Origin of the sequence: Streptomyces tyrfis (assembly GCF_037034285.1) — a bacterium.
GTDB lineage: Bacteria > Actinomycetota > Actinomycetes > Streptomycetales > Streptomycetaceae > Streptomyces.
This window is the reverse complement of sequence record NZ_JBAGJZ010000044.1, coordinates 22555-38114: the sequence shown is the minus strand read 5'-3', so window position 1 is coordinate 38114 and position 15560 is coordinate 22555. Positions and strand designations below refer to the sequence as shown.

The window sequence follows — 15560 nt, the reverse complement described above, 5'->3', positions numbered from 1 at the left end:
GCGCCGGCCCGTCACCCCAGGGTGAGCCGGGGCTTCGGGGCGTCGGTGCGGCCCGTCGGCGGGGGGCGGCTGCCCGCCAGGTACGGGGGCGGCCAGGGCGCGCCGGGGCCGTCGTAGTCCTGCTCGGCCGCGGCGTGCAGCGTCCAGTGCGGGTCGTAGAGGTGCGGGCGCGCGAGGGCGCAGAGGTCGGCGCGGCCCGCGAGCAGCAGGGAGTTGACGTCGTCCCAGGAGGAGATCGCGCCGACGGCGACGACCGGCACGCGCACCGTGTTGCGGATCCGGTCGGCGTACGGGGTCTGGTAGGAGCGGCCGAACTCGGGGCGTTCGTCGGGGACGACCTGTCCGGTCGACACGTCGATGGCGTCGGCGCCGCGGGCGGCGAAGGCGTGGGCGATCTCGACGGCGTCCTCGGCCGTGGTGCCGCCCTCGGCCCAGTCCGTGGCGGAGATGCGGACGGTCATCGGGCGGTCGTCGGGCCATGCGGCGCGGACCGCGTCGAAGACCTCCAGGGGGAAGCGGAGCCTGTTGTCCAGCGGGCCGCCGTAGGCATCGGTGCGGTGGTTGGTGAGGGGCGAGAGGAAGCCGGACAGCAGATAGCCGTGTCCGCAGTGGAGTTCGAGCAGGTCGAAGCCGCAGCGGACGGCGCGCCGGGCCGCCGCCGCGAACTCTTCGCGCACGGCGGTGAGTCCGGCCCGGTCCAGGGCGCGCGGAATCTGGTTGACGCCGGCCGCGTAGGGGATCGGGGAGGCTGCGGCCAGGGGCCAGTTGCCGTGGTCGAGGGGCTGGTCGATGCCCTCCCACATGAGCTTGGTGGAACCCTTGCGGCCGGAGTGGCCGATCTGGACGCCGACGGCGGTTCCGGGCGAGCTCGCGTGGACGAAGTCGGTGATCCGGGCCCAGGCGGTGGCCTGTTCGTCGGTGTAGAGCCCGGCGCAGCCCGGAGTTATGCGGCCTTCCGCGCTGACGCACACCATCTCCGTCATGACGAGTCCGGCCCCGCCGAGTGCGCGCGCGCCCAGGTGGACGAGGTGGAAGTCGCCGGGGACGCCGTCGACGGCCGAGTACATGTCCATCGGGGAGACGACGACGCGGTTGCGGAGTTCGAGCCCGCGCAGCCGCAGCGGGGTGAACATGGGCGGGTTGCCGGGGGCGGCGCCGAACTCCTCCTCGACACCGGCGGTGAAGGAGGCGTCCCGCATCCGCAGATTGCCGTGGGTGACGCGGCGGCTGCGGGTGAGGAGGTTGAAGGCGAACTGGCGGGGCGGCTGGTCGACGTAGGCGCCCAGTTCCTCGAACCAGCGCAGGCTGGCCGCCGCCGCCCGCTGGGTCGACTCGACGACCGGCCGGCGTTCGGCCTCGTACGCGGCGAGCGCGCCGGGCAGATCGGGCTGTTCCTCGACGCAGGCGGCGAGCGTCAGGGCGTCCTCGACGGCGAGCTTGGTGCCGGAGCCGATGGAGAAGTGCGCGGTGTGGGCGGCGTCGCCGATGAGCACCGTGTTGCCGTGCGACCAGCGGGAGTTGACGACGGTGCGGAAGGTGAGCCAGGCGGAGTTGTTGGAGCGCAGCGGCCGGCCGCCGAGCGCGTCGCGGAAGACGTCGGCGCAGCGCTCGATCGAGCGCGACACGTCCTGTGCGTCGAATCCGGCGGCGCGCCACACCTCCTCGCGCATCTCGACGATGACGGTGGAGGCGTCGGCGGCGAAGGGGTAGCCGTGGAGCTGCATCACCCCGTGCGGGGTCTCGGCGATCTCGAAGCGGAACGCGTCGAACGCGAAGTCGGCGGCGAGCCAGATGTAGCGGCAGCGGTGGGTGGTGAGGCGGGGGCCGAAGGCGTCGGCGTGGGCGGTGCGGGTGAGGCTGTTCACCCCGTCGGCGGCGATCACCAGGTCGTGGGAGGCGGCCAGTTCGGCGGCGGGCGGGGCCGGGGCGCGGAAGCGGAGCCGTACGCCGAGGGAGTCGCAGCGCTCGCGCAGGATCTCCAGCAGCCGGCGCCTGCCCAGCGCCGCGAAGCCGTGGCCGCCGGAGGTCTGGGCCGTTCGGCGGTGGACGATGTCGATGGCGTCCCAGCGCACGAACTCGCGCTGGAGGGCGGCGTGGACCACGGGGTCGGCGTGGGCGATGCCGCCCAGGGTCTCGTCGGAGAGGACGACTCCGAAGCCGAAGGTGTCGTCGGGGGCGTTGCGCTCCCAGACGGTGATGTCGCGCTCCGGGCGGAGCCGCTTGAGCAGGGCGGCGGCGTAGAGTCCGCCGGGCCCGCCGCCGATGACCGCGACCCGCTCGACGCCGGTCCGCTCGACGCCAAACCGCTCGACGCCGGTCGGCCGCGCCTCGGTCGGCATCGCGTCACCGCCCCCGCCACTCGGGCGACCGCTTCCCGCTGAAGGCGGCGTGGAACTCGGCGTAGTCCTCGCCGTGCATCAGCAGGGCCTGGGTCGCGGCGTCCAGCTCGACGGCGGCGGCGAGCGGCATGTCGAGCTCGGCGGTCAGCAGCGCCTTGGTCTGGGCGAGGGCGAGGGCCGGGCCGTCCGCGAGCCGGCGGGCCAGCGCGGCCGCCCCGGCGTCCGCCCGGCCCTCCTCGGTCAGTTCGCTGATCAGACCGATGCGTTCCGCCTCGGGGGCGCGCACCGGCTCCCCGAGCATCAGCAGCCGGGTGGCGTGGCCGAGGCCGACGACGCGCGGCAGCAGATAGGCGGCCCCCATGTCGCCGCCGGACAGGCCGACCCTGGTGAAGAGGAAGGCGAAACGGGCGGAGGGGTCCGCGACCCGGAAGTCCGCGGCCAGCGCGAGCACCGCCCCGGCCCCCGCTGCCACCCCGTGTACGGCGGCGACGACGGGGAAGGGGGTCTCACGGAGGGCCCGCACCACCTGGCCGGTCATGCGGTTGAAGTCGAGCAGCTGGGCGGTGTCCATGGCGAGCGTGGCGCCGATGATGTCGTCGACGTCCCCGCCGGAGCAGAAGCCGCGTCCCTCCCCCGCGAGCACCAGGGCGCGCACCGCGCGTTCGCGGGACAGCTGGGCGAGCAGGTCGCGCAGATCGGCGTAGGCGCCGAAGGTGAGCGCGTTGAGCTTCTCCGGCCGGGCGAGGGTGACGGTGGCGACGCCGTCCTCCGTCGTCAGCCGCAGATGACGCCATTCATCCGTTCGAGGGGCGGAGCTGGGAAACGGGCTCATGGAGGGGACTCCCCTTCAGCCGTCGGGCCGCTGCCTGCGTTCGCAACGTATCACTTGTACGTGACCCTCGTCATGAGAACGCGATAAGCGGAGCGTGAGAGCGTAGTGCCGAACGTCCCCTTCGCACCGGTCGACCGACCCTTGTCCGTGTTGTTGCGGTTCGTAAGGTTGAAGTTCAGAAGCATTTACCCCGAGAGAGTCCACCGACTCCGGAACGGAAACGCCGCCGTGCCCTCCGACGCCCCCTTCCCTCCCTCCTCCTGGCGGATCTCCCTGCCGCATTCGACGGTGGCCGTGCCGGTCGCCCGTGCGCTGATCCGTACGGCGCTGGCGGACATCGGGGCGGCGGCCGACTCCGAGACCGCCGAGCTCCTCACCGCCGAACTGGTCGCCAACGCGGTGGAACACACCCCCGGCGACGAGCCCATCGAGCTGGTGGTGGAGCTCTGGCCGACCGCGTTCCAGGTGGAGGTGCACGACCGCGACCCCACTCCGCCGGGCGACCTCTTCCGCCCCGGACCCGGGGGCGAACCGGACCCCTGGCAGGAGCACGGCCGGGGGCTGCTGCTCATCCGCACGCTCAGTTCGTCCTGCGGCCACCGCACGACGGACCAGGGCAAGGCCGTGTGGTTCACACTGCCGTCCGGCAAGCCCGGAGCCTGACCCCGCCCGGGGGGCCGGGGACGGGGTCGCGGGCGGGCCGGGCGCTCAGCGGCCGGACGTGCCCGCCGTGCCCGCCTTTTCCGCCGCGCTCGCGGCCAGCCGGGAGCGGCTCCGGCCGTAACAGGCGTACAGCGTCGCGCCGACGATCAGGAACACGGCGTACTGCAGCCAGGTCGCCCAGCCCGTTCCGTACATGAGATACAGGCAGAAGCCGACCCCCAGAAGCGGGCTCAGCGGATACAGCGGCACCCGGAACGAGCCCCGCACCTCGGGGTTGCGGCGGCGCAGCATGATCACCGCGAGGTTGACCACGACCATGGTGCCGAGCGTGCCGATGGTGGTCAGGTTCACCACCACGTCGAGCGAGGAGAAGGCGGCCGGGACCGCGAAGACGACCGCCACGATCCAGGTGTTGGCCACGGGCGTCGCGGTGCGCGCCGAGACCCGTTCGAAGACGCGCGGGATGAGTCCGTCGCGGGACATCGCCATCAGGATGCGGGTCTGCCCGTACATCACCGCGAGCACCACGGAGGCGATCGCGACGACCGCCCCGAACGCGATGACCCCGCCGCCGATGGACGAGCCGGTGACCTGGTCCACGACGATCGACAGCGCGGCGGGTTTGTCGGCGACGGCGTCCGGGCCCAGCGCGCCGATGGCGGCGAGCGCGACGGCGCAGTAGAGCAGGGTGACCAGGCCGATGCAGACCATGATCGCGATCGGGATGTTCCGGCGCGGGTTCCTGACCTCCTCGCCCGCGGTGGTGATGGCGTCGAAGCCGATGTACGAGAAGAACGCCAGCGACGCGCCCGCGGTGATCCCGCCCGCCCCGTGCGCGGCGAAGGGCACGAGATTGCCGTGCCGGAAGGCGGTGAAGGCGATGACGCAGAACAGCACCAGAATGGCGATCTTGAGAATGGCCATGGCGGCGGTGGCCCCGGCGCTCTCCCGGACGCCCCGTACCAGCAGGGTGGCGGCCAGCACGATCACCAGCACGGCCGGCAGATTGACGACTCCGCCGTCGCCGGGCCCCGCCGAGAGGGCGGCGGGCAGCTGCCGGCCGATCAGGCTGTCCAGCAGTTCGTTGACGTACTGGCTCCAGCCGACGGCGACCGCGGAGACCGAGACCCCGTACTCCAGCAGCAGGCACCAGCCGACGAGGAACGCGACGCGTTCGCCGAAGGTCGCGTAGGCGAAGGAGTAGGAGCTGCCGGACACCGGAATCGCGCTGCCCAGCTCGGCGAAGGAGAAGGCGGTGAAGACGCAGGTGAGGGCGGCCAGCACGAACGAGAGCACGACGGCGGGGCCGGCCTGGGCGACGCTGTCGGAGAGGCCGACGAAGATGCCGGTGCCGACGACCGCTCCGATGCCGAAGCACACGAGCTGGAAGAGGCCCATGGTGCGCTTGAGGCCGTGCCCCTCCAGGTCGGCGCCGGATTCGGCGATCAGCTGGTGGGGGTTCTTGACGCGCGGACCCGACGGGCTCGGGCGGTGCGACGGGCGCAGCGGACTCACGGGGCGGCTCTCCGGTGGTGCACGTGGGGGGTGAGTGGGGGGAAGCGGGGAGAAACGGCGGGCGGGGGTGGGGGAAGCGAGGTGGGGGACGCGGGAGTGTGCGGGGGGGGTGCCCGGCGACCCGTGGGGAGGGCCGGTGGGGCGCGTACGACAGCGGGGTTCGAGCGTGCGAGCCCGAACCCCACCGAGAGGTCACATGGTAGTCACCCCTGCGCATGTTCACCCAATCGGGTGCATGATCATGCAGTCGTGCCGCGATGCGCGTTGAGTCGCTCAGGCCGCCGGGCCGGCCGGGCCGGCCAAGGTGGCCACCAGGACGGCCTTGATCGTGTGCATGCGGTTCTCGGCCTCGTCGAAGACGATCGAGTGCGCGGACTCGAAGACCTCGTCGGTCACCTCCAGTTCGCTCAGGCCGTGGGCCTCCTGGATCTCCCGGCCGATCCGGGTGCCGAGGTCGTGGAAGGCCGGGAGGCAGTGCAGGAACTTCACGTCCGCGTTGCCCGTGGCGCGCAGCACGTCCATGGTCACGGCGTACGGCGCCAGGGCCTCGATCCGCTCGGCCCAGACCTCCTTGGGCTCGCCCATGGAGACCCAGACGTCGGTGGCGACGAAGTCCGCGCCCTCGACGCCCCTGGCGACGTTCTCGGTGAGGGTGAAGGTGGTGCCGCTCGCGTCGGCCAGCCTGCGGGCCTCGGCGACGACCTCCTCGGCCGGCCAGTACGCCTTCGGCGCCACGATCCGCACGTCCATGCCCAGCAGCGCGCCGGTGATCAGATACGAGTTGCCCATGTTGAAACGGGCGTCGCCGAGGTAGGCGAAGGCGATCCGGTCCAGCGGCTTGTCGCTGTGCTCGGTCATGGTGAGGACGTCGGCGAGCATCTGCGTCGGGTGCCAGTCATCGGTGAGCCCGTTGAAGACCGGCACACCGCTGTGGGCCGCCAGTTCCTCGACGGCCGCCTGGCTGTCGCCGCGGTACTCGATGCCGTCGAACATGCGGCCGAGGACGCGAGCCGTGTCCTTCACCGACTCCTTGTGCCCCATCTGGGAGCCGGAGGGGTCGAGGTACGTGGTGGAGGCGCCCTGGTCGGCGGCCGCGACCTCGAAGGCGCACCGGGTGCGGGTCGAGGTCTTCTCGAAGATCAGCGCGATGTTCTTGCCGCACAGCCGCCGCACCTCGGTCCCCGACTTCTTCGCGGCCTTGAGTTCGGCCGCGAGGTCGATCAGACCGCGGAACTCCTCAGCCGTGAGGTCCAGTTCCTTGAGGAAGTGGCGGCCTGCGAGGTCTATGGCCATGGGACAGCTCCTGGGTAGGACGGTGGTCGAACGTACAGTAACAATGGAAGTCTATACGAAGGATTGCATCGCTATACGAAACATCCCGGAACCACCGCGCCGGGCGGGCGAGCGGACGCGTCACGCGACGGCGTCCCGCTCCACGGGGCAGCTCATGCAGCGCGGTCCGCCCCGGCCCCGTCCCAGTTCGCTGCCGCGGATCTCGATGACCTCGATGCCTTCCTTGCGCAGATACGTGTTGGTGGTGGCGTTGCGCTCGTAGGCGACGACGACGCCCGGCTCGACGGCGAGCACGTTGCAGCCGTCGTCCCACTGCTCGCGCTGGGCGGCGTGCACGTCCTGGACGGCGGTGAGCACCCGGATCGAGTCCAGTCCCAGCGCGTGCGCGATCGCCCGGTGCATGTGCTCGGGCGGGTGGTCGGTGACCTTCAGATCCCTCGGGCCCTCTCCCGGCTCGATGGTGTACGAGCGGAGCATGCCCAGACCGGCGTACTTGGTGAACGTGTCGCCGTCGACCATGGTCATGACCGTGTCCAGGTGCATGAACGCCCGGCGCTTGGGCATGTCGAGCGCCACGATGGTGCGGGCCGAACCCGCGTCGAAGAGCCCTCGGGCCAGCATCTCCACGGCCTGCGGGGTGGTGCGCTCGCTCATCCCGATGAGCACGGCCCCGTGGCCGATGACCAGGACGTCCCCGCCCTCGATGGTGGAGGGGTAGTCGTCCTGCCCCTCCGACCAGTGGTGGAAGGCGCCCGCGTCGGGGCCGGTGAAGAGTGGGTGGTGGCGGTAGATCGCCTCGAAGTGGACGGTCTCGCGCTGCCGGGCCGGCCAGCGCATCGCGTTGATGGACACCCCGTCGTATATCCAGGCGGAGGTGTCCCGGGTGAAGAGGTGGTTGGGCAGCGGATCGAGCAGGAAGTCGTCGAGGTCCATGACGTGGAAGCGGACGGAGGTCGGCTCGGCGTGCCGGTCCAGGAACTCCCGCTTGGTCATGCCGCCGACCAGTGCCTCGGTCAGCTCGGCCGCGGGCATCTTCTCGAAGGCCGCGCGCAGGTGCTCGGTGGCCAGCGGGCCGTACTCCTTCTCGTCGAAGACCCGGTCCAGGACCAGCCGTCTGGCGACCGGGATCTCCAACGACTCCCGCAGCAGGTCGCCGAAGAGATGCACCTCCACCCCCCGGTCGCGCAGCACGTCCGCGAAGCCGTCGTGCTCCTGACGGGCCCGGCGGACCCAGAGCACGTCATCGAAGAGCAGCGCGTCCTTGTTGTCGGGTGTGAGCCGCTTCAGTTCCAGATCCGGGCGGTGCAGGATGACGCGGCGCAGCCGCCCGGTCTCGGAGTCGACGTGGAATCCCATGTCTCCATCCTCACCGTGCGGCACACCGTTCACCCGGCGAATCGCCAGCGGGTTTCCCACGGCCTCGTTCCCACGACCCGCCGGCCGCCCGCCCGCGCCGCCCGGTGCCGCCCGGTTCGGGCGGGCGACACAGAGCGGCGCGGCACGGGCGTGGCTCAGAGACGGGGGTCGACCGGCTCGGACTCCAGGGCCAGCACCGCGAACACCGCCTCGTGGATCCGCCACAGCGGCTCCCCGTCGGCCAGCCGGTCCAGCGCTTCGAGCCCGAGCGCGTACTCCCGCTGCGCCAACGACCGCTTGTGGCCGAGGAACCGGCCGCGCAGCCGCTCCAGGTTCTCCGGGCGGGTGTACTCGGGTCCGTAGATGATCCGGAGGTACTCCCGGCCGCGCACCTTGACGCCCGGCTGGACGAGTCTGCCCCGCTCGTCCCTCACCAGCGCGGCGAGCGGCTTGACCACCATGCCCTCACCGCCGCTTCCGGTCAGCTCCAGCCACCAGTCGACGCCGGAACGCACCGATGCCTCGTCGCCCGTGTCGACGATCAGCCGCCGGGTGACCTGGAGCAGCCCGGTCGGGTCGTGCTCGACCAGCCGGTCGATCCAGGCCAGCTGCTCGTCGTGCGGCACCGCGGCCAGCGAGCGGCCCTCCACGGCGAGGACCTGGAACGGCGCGAGCCGGACCCCGTCCAGGCCCTGGGTGCTCCAGCAGTAACGGCGGTACGCCTCCGTGAACGCGGCCGCGTCCCCGGCCCGTCCGCGCTGACGGTCCGCGAGGGCCGCCACGTCCACCCCTCGGGCCGCCGCCGCGGCCAGGGCCGCGCCGGCATCGGGGAAGACGGCCCCGGACGCGGCGCCGACGGCGGCGTACTGCGAGCGCAGCAGCCCGGACGCCTTGAGGGACCACGGCATCAGCTCGGCGTCGAACAGCGCCCAGTCGGTGCCCCACTCCTCCCAGAGCCCGGCGGCGGTGACGGCGGTGCGCAGCCTGTCGAGGACCGCCTCGGTGAACGCGGCGTCGGAGAAGAACGGCCGCCCGGTGCGGGTGTACAGCGCCCCGGTCGGTCCGGACCCGCCGGAGGCGTCCCCGACGCCGAAGCGTTCGCGGGCGGCGTTCGCGTCCCGGCAGACCAGGGCCACGGCGCGGGAGCCCATGTGCTTCTCCTCGCACACCACCCGGGCCACGCCGTCCGCCCGGTACTGGGCGAACGCCTCGGCCGGGTGCTCCAGCCAGCCGTCCTCGCGCGAGGTGGCTGTGGGCGCCATGGTCGGCGGGAGGTAGCCGAGCAGCCGCGGGTCGACGGCGAACCGGCTCATGACTTCGAGCGCCGCCGCGGCGTTCTCCTCGCGGACCGCGACGCGGCCCAGGTGCCGGGTCTCCACGATCCGGCGGCCGTGCACGTCCGCGAGGTCCAGCGGCCGGCCCTCCCGGGCCCCGGGCGCCCCCGTGGACAGGGGCTTGACCGGCTCGTACCAGACCCGCTCGGCCGGTACGTCGACGATCTCCCGCTCCGGCCAGCGCAGCGCGGTCATCCTCCCGCCGAACACGACGCCCGTGTCCAGGCAGATGGTGTTGTTGAGCCAGGAGCTGCGGGGCACCGGGGTGTGGCCGTAGACCACGGCGGCACGGCCCCGGTACTCCTCCGCCCACGGGTAGCGCACGGGCAGGCCGAACTCGTCGGTCTCGCCGGTGGTCTCCCCGTACAGCGCGTGCGAGCGCACCCGGCCGGAGGTGCGGCCGTGGTACCTCTCGGGCAGCCCGGCGTGGCAGACGACGAGCCTGCCCTCGTCGAGCACGTAGTGGCTGACGAGTCCGTCGATGAACTCCCTCACCCGCTCGCGGAATTCCGGGTCCTTCTCGTCCTCCCGTTCCAACTGCTCGATGGTCTCGGCCAGCCCGTGGGTGTGCTGGACCTTGCGGCCCTTGAGGTACCGGCCGAGCTTGTTCTCGTGGTTGCCCGGCACGCACAGGGCATTGCCCTCCGCCACCATGGACATGACGCGGCGCAGCACTCCGGGGCTGTCGGGGCCCCGGTCCACCAGGTCTCCGACGAAGACGGCCGTGCGCCCGTCGGGGTGCGCGCCGTCGACGTAGCCGAGCCTGCCCAGCAGCGTCTCCAGTTCGGAACCGCAGCCGTGGACGTCACCGATGATGTCGAACGGGCCGGTGAGGTGGCGCAGGTCGTTGTAGCGGCGCTCCAGGACCACCTCGGCGCGCTCCGCCTCCTCCTCGGAGCGCAGGACGTGCACCTTGCGGAACCCCTCGCGTTCCAGTCCGCGCAGCGAGCGGCGCAGCTCACGGCGCTGGCGCTGGACGACGTGGCGCGGCATGTCGGCGCGGTCGGGGCGGCTCGCGTTGCGTGCGAGGCACACCTCCTCGGGCAGGTCGAGGACGATCGCGATGGGCAGCACGTCGTGGCTGCGGGCCAGTCGGACCAGTTGTCCGCGGCCCTCGGCCTGGACGTTCGTGGCGTCCACCACGGTCAGCCGGCCGGCGGCGAGCCGCTTGCCGACGATCGTGTGCAGGACGTCGAAGGCGTCCCGGCTGGCGCTCTGGTCGTTCTCGTCGTCGGCGACGAGGCCGCGGCAGAAGTCCGACGAGACGACCTGCGTCGGCCGGAAGTGCCTGCGGGCGAAGGTGGACTTGCCGGAACCGCTGGCTCCGACGAGGACCACCAGGGAGAGGTCGGTCACGGGCAGGGTGATCGGGTCGCTGCTGGTCATGCGGCTTCCACCTCCTTCTCGGTGCTGTCCGGGGATCCGTTCGCGGGCTCGGTTCCCGGCTCGTTCCCGGGTGCGTGCCCGGTTCCCGCCCCGGCCCGGATGCCGGCTCGGGGCCGGGGGCCGTCGTCGGGGGCCGTCGTGAAGACGGCCATCTGCGTGGGCGGCCCCACCTCCGGGTCGTCGGGACCCACGGGGAGGAACTCGACGCCGTATCCGTGCCGACCAGCCACGCCCCGGGCCCAGTCGCGGAACTCGGCCCTGGTCCATTCGAACCGGTGGTCGCCATGGCGCATGTGCCCGGCCGGCAGGGTCTCCCAGCGGACGTTGTACTCGGCGTTCGGCGTGGTCACGAGAACGGTCCGCGGCCGTGCCGAACCGAACACGGCGTACTCCAGCGCCGGCAGCCTCGGCGGGTCGAGGTGTTCGACGACCTCGCTGAGCACGGCCGCGTCGTACCCCTGGAGCCGTTTGTCGGTGTAGGTGAGCGAACCCTGCTGGAGCGTGACCCGCGCCGCCTGCCGCTCGCCCATGCGGGCCGTCTTCAGTCGTCGCGCGGCGATCGTGAGGGCCCGCACGGAGACGTCGACGCCGACGATCTCCGTGAACCGCACGTCCTTCAGCAGCGCCTGCACCAACTGCCCCTGGCCGCAGCCGAGGTCGAGCACCCGCCGCGCTCCGGCGGCGCGCAGCGCGTCCAGAATCGCGGTACGTCGCTGCTCGGCGAGCGGCACCGGCCTCTCCTCGGTGTCCACGGTCTCGTCCACCGCGTTGTCGACGTGCTCGACGTCGAGGTCGTCCGACTCGGCCAGCCGCACCAGTTCGAGCCGCCGCGCCGCCTGGAGGGTCAGACTCCGGCGCCGGGAGAGATAGCGCTGGGTGATCAGCTTCTGCTCGGGGTGGGCGGCCAGCCAGCCCTCGCCCGCCCGCAGCAGCTTGTCCACCTCGTCCGGCGCGACCCAGTAGTGCTTGGCGTCGTCGAGCACCGGCAGCAGGACGTACAACTGCCGCAACGCGTCCGCGAGTCGCATCTCGCCCTCCAGCACCAGCCGGACGTAGCGCGAGTCCCCCCACTCCGGGAACCGTTCGTCCAGCGGCACGGCCACGGCCTCCAGGCTCCTCCAGCCCAGCGGCCCGAACAGCCGTCGCACCAGCTCCGGCCCTCCGCGCGCCGGCAGCGCGGGCACCACGATCCGCAGCGGCAGCGGCGTCCGGGCCCGCTCGGGCCGGGCCTGGCACACGCCTCTCAGCGCAGACTTGAAGACGGTGCTCATCGCCACGGAGAGCAGCGAGGACGCCGCGTACGGACGGTCGTTGACGTACTGCGCGAGCGCAGCGTCGGGGGCGCCGTCCGTTCCCTTGCCCCTGCCTCTGCGCACCAGCGCCACGGGATCCACCTCCAGCAGGAGCGCCGCGGTGCAGCGCTCGGCGGACGCCTCGGGATAGAAGACGTGTGCCGTGCCATGGGAGGTGGAGAACGCCTGTGCCTTGTCGGGATGCTTGTGCAGCAGAAATCCGAGGTCGGTCGCGGGACGTTCCAGGTCGCCGGTGGTACTGATCGTCAGGAACACGCGTCCGAGTATGGTCTGGCCCGCTCCGCCGCCACCAAGCATTTTCGAACACCTTCATCTCCCCCGTCCTTCCTGGTCGTTCCTCCCTTCGCCGCGGCTTCCCTCGCGTTCCCTCCCGGCGCCGAGCAGCCCGGCCAGCTCCTCGACGGCGTCCGGGCCGACCCGGCAGCAGCCGCCCACCAGCCGGGCTCCGGCGTCCCGCCAGGACCGCGCCCTCGCCGGATCGAACGTGGCGCCGCCCGTCCAGGCCCGTGCGCGGTCGTCCCACCGCTCGCCGCTGTTCGGGTAGACGACGACGGGCTTGTCCGCAGTGCCGGCCGCCACCGGCACGGCCCGGTCCGCGTCCGCCGGATCGCAGCAGTTCACGCCCACCGCGATCACCTGGTCGTTCCCCTCGGCCAGCGCGAAGGCCGTCTCCAGCGGCTGGCCCGCCCTGGTCCGGTCTCCGGCGATGCTGTACGAGAGCCAGACCGGCAGCCCGCACCCCTCGACCGCTCTCAGCATCGCCTCGGCCTCGTCGACGTCCGGCACCGTCTCCAGTGCCAGGACATCGGGCCCGGCCGCGGCCAGCGCCTCGACCCGGGGCCGGTGGAACCGTTCCAGCTCCCGGACGGACAGCCCGTACCGGCCCCGGTACTCGCTGCCGTCCGCCAGCATCGCCCCGTACGGGCCGATGGAGGCGGCGACCCAGATCTCCCGCTCCGCCCCGGCCGCGGCCCGGCGCGCGAGCCGTACGCTGCGGGCCAGCAGCTCCGCCGCCCCGGCCCGGCCGATCCCGCGCCGCGCGAAGCCCTCGAAGGTGGCCTGGTAGCTCGCCGTGGTGAGCACCTGCGCCCCCGCCCGCACATAGGCCGTGTGCGCCGCCACGATCTGCTCCGGCCCGTCCGCCAGCAGCCGGGCCGACCACAGGGCGTCGGACAGGTCGCAGCCCTGGGCCTCGAGTTGATTGGAGAGGCCGCCGTCGAGCAGGACCGCTCCCCGGGCCGGCGCCTGGCCGAACGGGCGGACGGGGACACCGGCGGGACCTGCTCCGGCCAGCCCGACGCCCCGCCCCGCCGATTCCTCTCTCATGGAACGAACCTCCCTCGTGCCCCGGGCCGCCTCATGCGCCGAGCAGCCCGCCGGGGGCGCTCAGCCGAGCTGCGGCTGGACCTGGGACGCGATCAGCTCCAGGTGGTCCAGGTCGTCCAGGTCCAGGACCTGGAGGTAGACGCGGGACGAGCCGATCGCGCGGTACCGGCCGATCTTGTCGACGACCTCGGCGGGCGAGCCCGCGAGCCCGTTCGCCTTCAGCTCCTCCACCTCGCGGCCGATGGCGGAGGCGCGGCGCGCCACCTCCGCGTCGTCCTTGCCGACGCAGACGACCAAGGCGTTCGAGTACACCAGGTCGTCGGGGGCGCGGCCGGCGGCTCCGGCGGCCTCCCTGACCCGTCCGAACTGCTTCTCGCTGTCCTCCAGCGACGCGAAGGGGATGTTGAACTCGTCCGCGTACCGGGCGGCCAGCCTCGGGGTCCGGGTGGCCCCGTGTCCGCCGATCAGGATCGGCACCTTGGCCTGTGCGGGCTTGGGCAGTGCGGGCGAGTCGGTCAACTGGTAGTAGGCGCCGTCGAAGTCGAACTTCTCACCGACCTCGGTCGCCCACAGTCCGGTGACGATCTCCAGCTGTTCCTCCAGCCTGCCGAACTTCTCCTTGGGGAACGGGATGCCGTAGGCCTTGTGCTCCTCCTCGAACCATCCGGCGCCGAGGCCGAGCTCCACGCGCCCGCCCGACATCTGATCGACCTGCGCCACCTGGATGGCCAGCACACCGGGCAGCCGGAACGTGCCCGCCGTCATCAGCGTGCCGAGGCGGATCCGCTTGGTCTCGCGCGCCAGTCCGGCCAGGGTGATCCACGCGTCGGTCGGGCCGGGCAGCCCGTCGCCGGGCCCCATGCGGAGGTAGTGGTCGGAGCGGTAGAAGGCGTCGAAGCCGAGGTCCTCGGCGGCCTTGGCGACGGTGAGCAGGGTGTCGTAGCTCGCCCCCTGCTGGGGCTCGGTGAAGATTCGAAGATCCATGCATCCATCCTGCACCCCGGGACGCCGGTCATTCCTCTCCGCCTCCCCCGCCCGGCCCGCCCCGCCGACGGCATGATCCGGCGCCGTGCCCCCGCCGGGCACCGCCCCCGTCTCCGGCCGCCGCTTCGCGCCGCGCTCCCGTGATCACGACCGGCCCGTCGTCGTCGGCGCGGGACCACCGACCGGACCGTACGCGTCGCCGACCCTGCCGAACGGACCGGCGCATGGGTTGTACGGGCCGTCGCGCTCCCGGCCGCGCTCCAGATCCTGTTGTCGTTCCCGCTCCCGTTCGTCGAGACGCCGGAGCATTCCGTGCACCCGGTCCATCGACTCGTCGGCCGCGTCGATCGCCTCCATGCACTGCCAGTAGAGCGCCTGCTCGTCGGTCTCGCAGGCCACCCCGACCAGGGCCATCCCCACCTCTCCCAGCAACACGCCCAGGACCGTCAACGTCGCCCGGGGCTCGGCCAGTCCGGAGAGCTGGGCGGCTCGCGCCACCTGCACCCGGGCCGCCGGATGCTCCAGCGGCCCGCCGCTCCTGCCGCCGATCTCACTGAGGCCGCGCGCCTCGCCCCGTAACTCCTTCGGGCCCTCCGCCGCCAGTCGGCTCCCGATCGCCCGGGCGAGCGCCTGGGCCTGCCACGCCTCGGCGATGATGTCCGGCGTGCCCCGGCTCTGCGCCAGCGCACGCCGACTGACTCCAACAAGCCGCTCCGCTTCCATGGGTTACCCCCGTCCATACGAAAAGCCGCTCAACTCATCCATTACCCACAGTGAGGGCACCGGCACCGAAAAGCCAGGGGAATTCGGAAATCTGTGGACACGAATTCAACTGTGGATAAGTCGATCACTCCGAAGAGTGACGATCTTGGGATCCGGTGCCGCCGGGCCGGTCCGGAACCGGAAATCTGACCTCATTCCGGTCGATCTTCTCCGACAGCGCCGTCAGCGCGTCGACGCCCAGGACCTCGCACAACTGGAGCAGGTACGCGAGAACATCGGCGACCTCGTCGGCGACCCGGTGTGCCGTGCCGGGGCTCTCCATCACCCGCGCCGACTCCTCCGGCGTCAGCCACTGGAAGATCTCCATCAGTTCGGACGCCTCGACGCTCAGCGCGATCGCGAGGTTCTTCGGGTTGTGGTACTGCTCCCAGTCCCGCGCCGCCGCGAACGCGGCCAGTCGTCGCTGCAGGGCTCGTACATCAAGTTCCGCTGTCAC

General features: G+C 72.2%; 12 protein-coding genes. 1 reads left to right on the top strand and 11 read right to left on the bottom strand.

Translation table 11 applies throughout. From position 1 onward, the window contains the following. Positions 1–11: 11 nt before the first annotated feature. Positions 12–2339: a bifunctional salicylyl-CoA 5-hydroxylase/oxidoreductase gene (locus WA762_RS27675; RefSeq protein ID WP_335939236.1), complete on the bottom strand. Its 2328-nt coding sequence runs from the start codon at positions 2337–2339 to the stop codon at positions 12–14. Positions 2340–2343: 4 nt separating this feature from the next. Beyond that, a complete protein-coding gene (locus WA762_RS27670; protein ID WP_335939235.1) occupies positions 2344–3171 on the bottom strand; it encodes an enoyl-CoA hydratase family protein in 828 nt (275 codons plus the stop codon). Positions 3172–3399: 228 nt separating this feature from the next. Here WA762_RS27670 and WA762_RS27665 point away from each other — a divergent pair, with 228 nt between their 5' ends. Next, positions 3400–3834: an ATP-binding protein gene (locus WA762_RS27665; protein WP_335939234.1), complete on the top strand. Its 435-nt coding sequence runs from the start codon at positions 3400–3402 to the stop codon at positions 3832–3834. Between the two features lie 45 nt (positions 3835–3879). On the opposite strand, the gene WA762_RS27660 is transcribed toward WA762_RS27665, so the two are convergent. From WA762_RS27660 to WA762_RS27620, 9 genes are all read right to left on the bottom strand, one after another. Further along, positions 3880–5349, bottom strand: coding sequence for an amino acid permease (locus WA762_RS27660; RefSeq protein WP_335939233.1), 1470 nt, complete (start codon positions 5347–5349; stop codon positions 3880–3882). Between the two features lie 273 nt (positions 5350–5622). Then, positions 5623–6642: an ornithine carbamoyltransferase gene (argF, locus tag WA762_RS27655; RefSeq protein ID WP_335939232.1), complete on the bottom strand. Its 1020-nt coding sequence runs from the start codon at positions 6640–6642 to the stop codon at positions 5623–5625. A gap of 120 nt (positions 6643–6762) precedes the next feature. After that, complete coding sequence (locus WA762_RS27650) at positions 6763–7998, bottom strand: arginine deiminase (RefSeq protein ID WP_335939231.1); 1236 nt, start codon at positions 7996–7998, stop codon at positions 6763–6765. Positions 7999–8153: 155 nt separating this feature from the next. Then, positions 8154–10718 (bottom strand): polynucleotide kinase-phosphatase, encoded by a 2565-nt coding sequence (locus WA762_RS27645; protein WP_335939230.1) that lies wholly within the window; start codon positions 10716–10718, stop codon positions 8154–8156. After that, positions 10715–12286, bottom strand: coding sequence for a 3' terminal RNA ribose 2'-O-methyltransferase Hen1 (locus WA762_RS27640; protein ID WP_335939229.1), 1572 nt, complete (start codon positions 12284–12286; stop codon positions 10715–10717). The genes WA762_RS27645 and WA762_RS27640 overlap by 4 nt, the downstream gene beginning before the upstream one ends. Before the next feature lie 54 nt (positions 12287–12340). Then, positions 12341–13357, bottom strand: coding sequence for a homocysteine S-methyltransferase (gene mmuM, locus WA762_RS27635; protein WP_335939228.1), 1017 nt, complete (start codon positions 13355–13357; stop codon positions 12341–12343). Between the two features lie 60 nt (positions 13358–13417). Continuing rightward, the gene (locus WA762_RS27630) at positions 13418–14341 is read right to left on the bottom strand and encodes an LLM class F420-dependent oxidoreductase (protein ID WP_335939226.1); all 924 of its coding nucleotides are present in this window, start codon (positions 14339–14341) and stop codon (positions 13418–13420) included. Between the two features lie 144 nt (positions 14342–14485). After that, entirely contained in the window at positions 14486–15064 is a 579-nt protein-coding gene (locus WA762_RS27625) for a DUF6099 family protein (RefSeq protein WP_335939224.1), read from the bottom strand. 124 nt (positions 15065–15188) lie between these two features. Beyond that, a complete protein-coding gene (locus WA762_RS27620) occupies positions 15189–15560 on the bottom strand; it encodes a nucleotide pyrophosphohydrolase (RefSeq protein ID WP_335939222.1) in 372 nt (123 codons plus the stop codon).

Coding starts and splice junctions, on each gene's coding strand:
- WA762_RS27675 (WP_335939236.1), bottom strand. CDS start 2,339: ATGCCGACCGAGGCGCGGCCGACCGGCGTCGAGCGGTTTGGCGTCGAG.
- WA762_RS27670 (WP_335939235.1), bottom strand. CDS start 3,171: ATGAGCCCGTTTCCCAGCTCCGCCCCTCGAACGGATGAATGGCGTCAT.
- argF (WP_335939232.1), bottom strand. CDS start 6,642: ATGGCCATAGACCTCGCAGGCCGCCACTTCCTCAAGGAACTGGACCTC.
- WA762_RS27650 (WP_335939231.1), bottom strand. CDS start 7,998: ATGGGATTCCACGTCGACTCCGAGACCGGGCGGCTGCGCCGCGTCATC.
- WA762_RS27645 (WP_335939230.1), bottom strand. CDS start 10,718: ATGACCAGCAGCGACCCGATCACCCTGCCCGTGACCGACCTCTCCCTG.
- mmuM (WP_335939228.1), bottom strand. CDS start 13,357: ATGAGAGAGGAATCGGCGGGGCGGGGCGTCGGGCTGGCCGGAGCAGGT.
- WA762_RS27630 (WP_335939226.1), bottom strand. CDS start 14,341: ATGGATCTTCGAATCTTCACCGAGCCCCAGCAGGGGGCGAGCTACGAC.
- WA762_RS27625 (WP_335939224.1), bottom strand. CDS start 15,064: ATGGAAGCGGAGCGGCTTGTTGGAGTCAGTCGGCGTGCGCTGGCGCAG.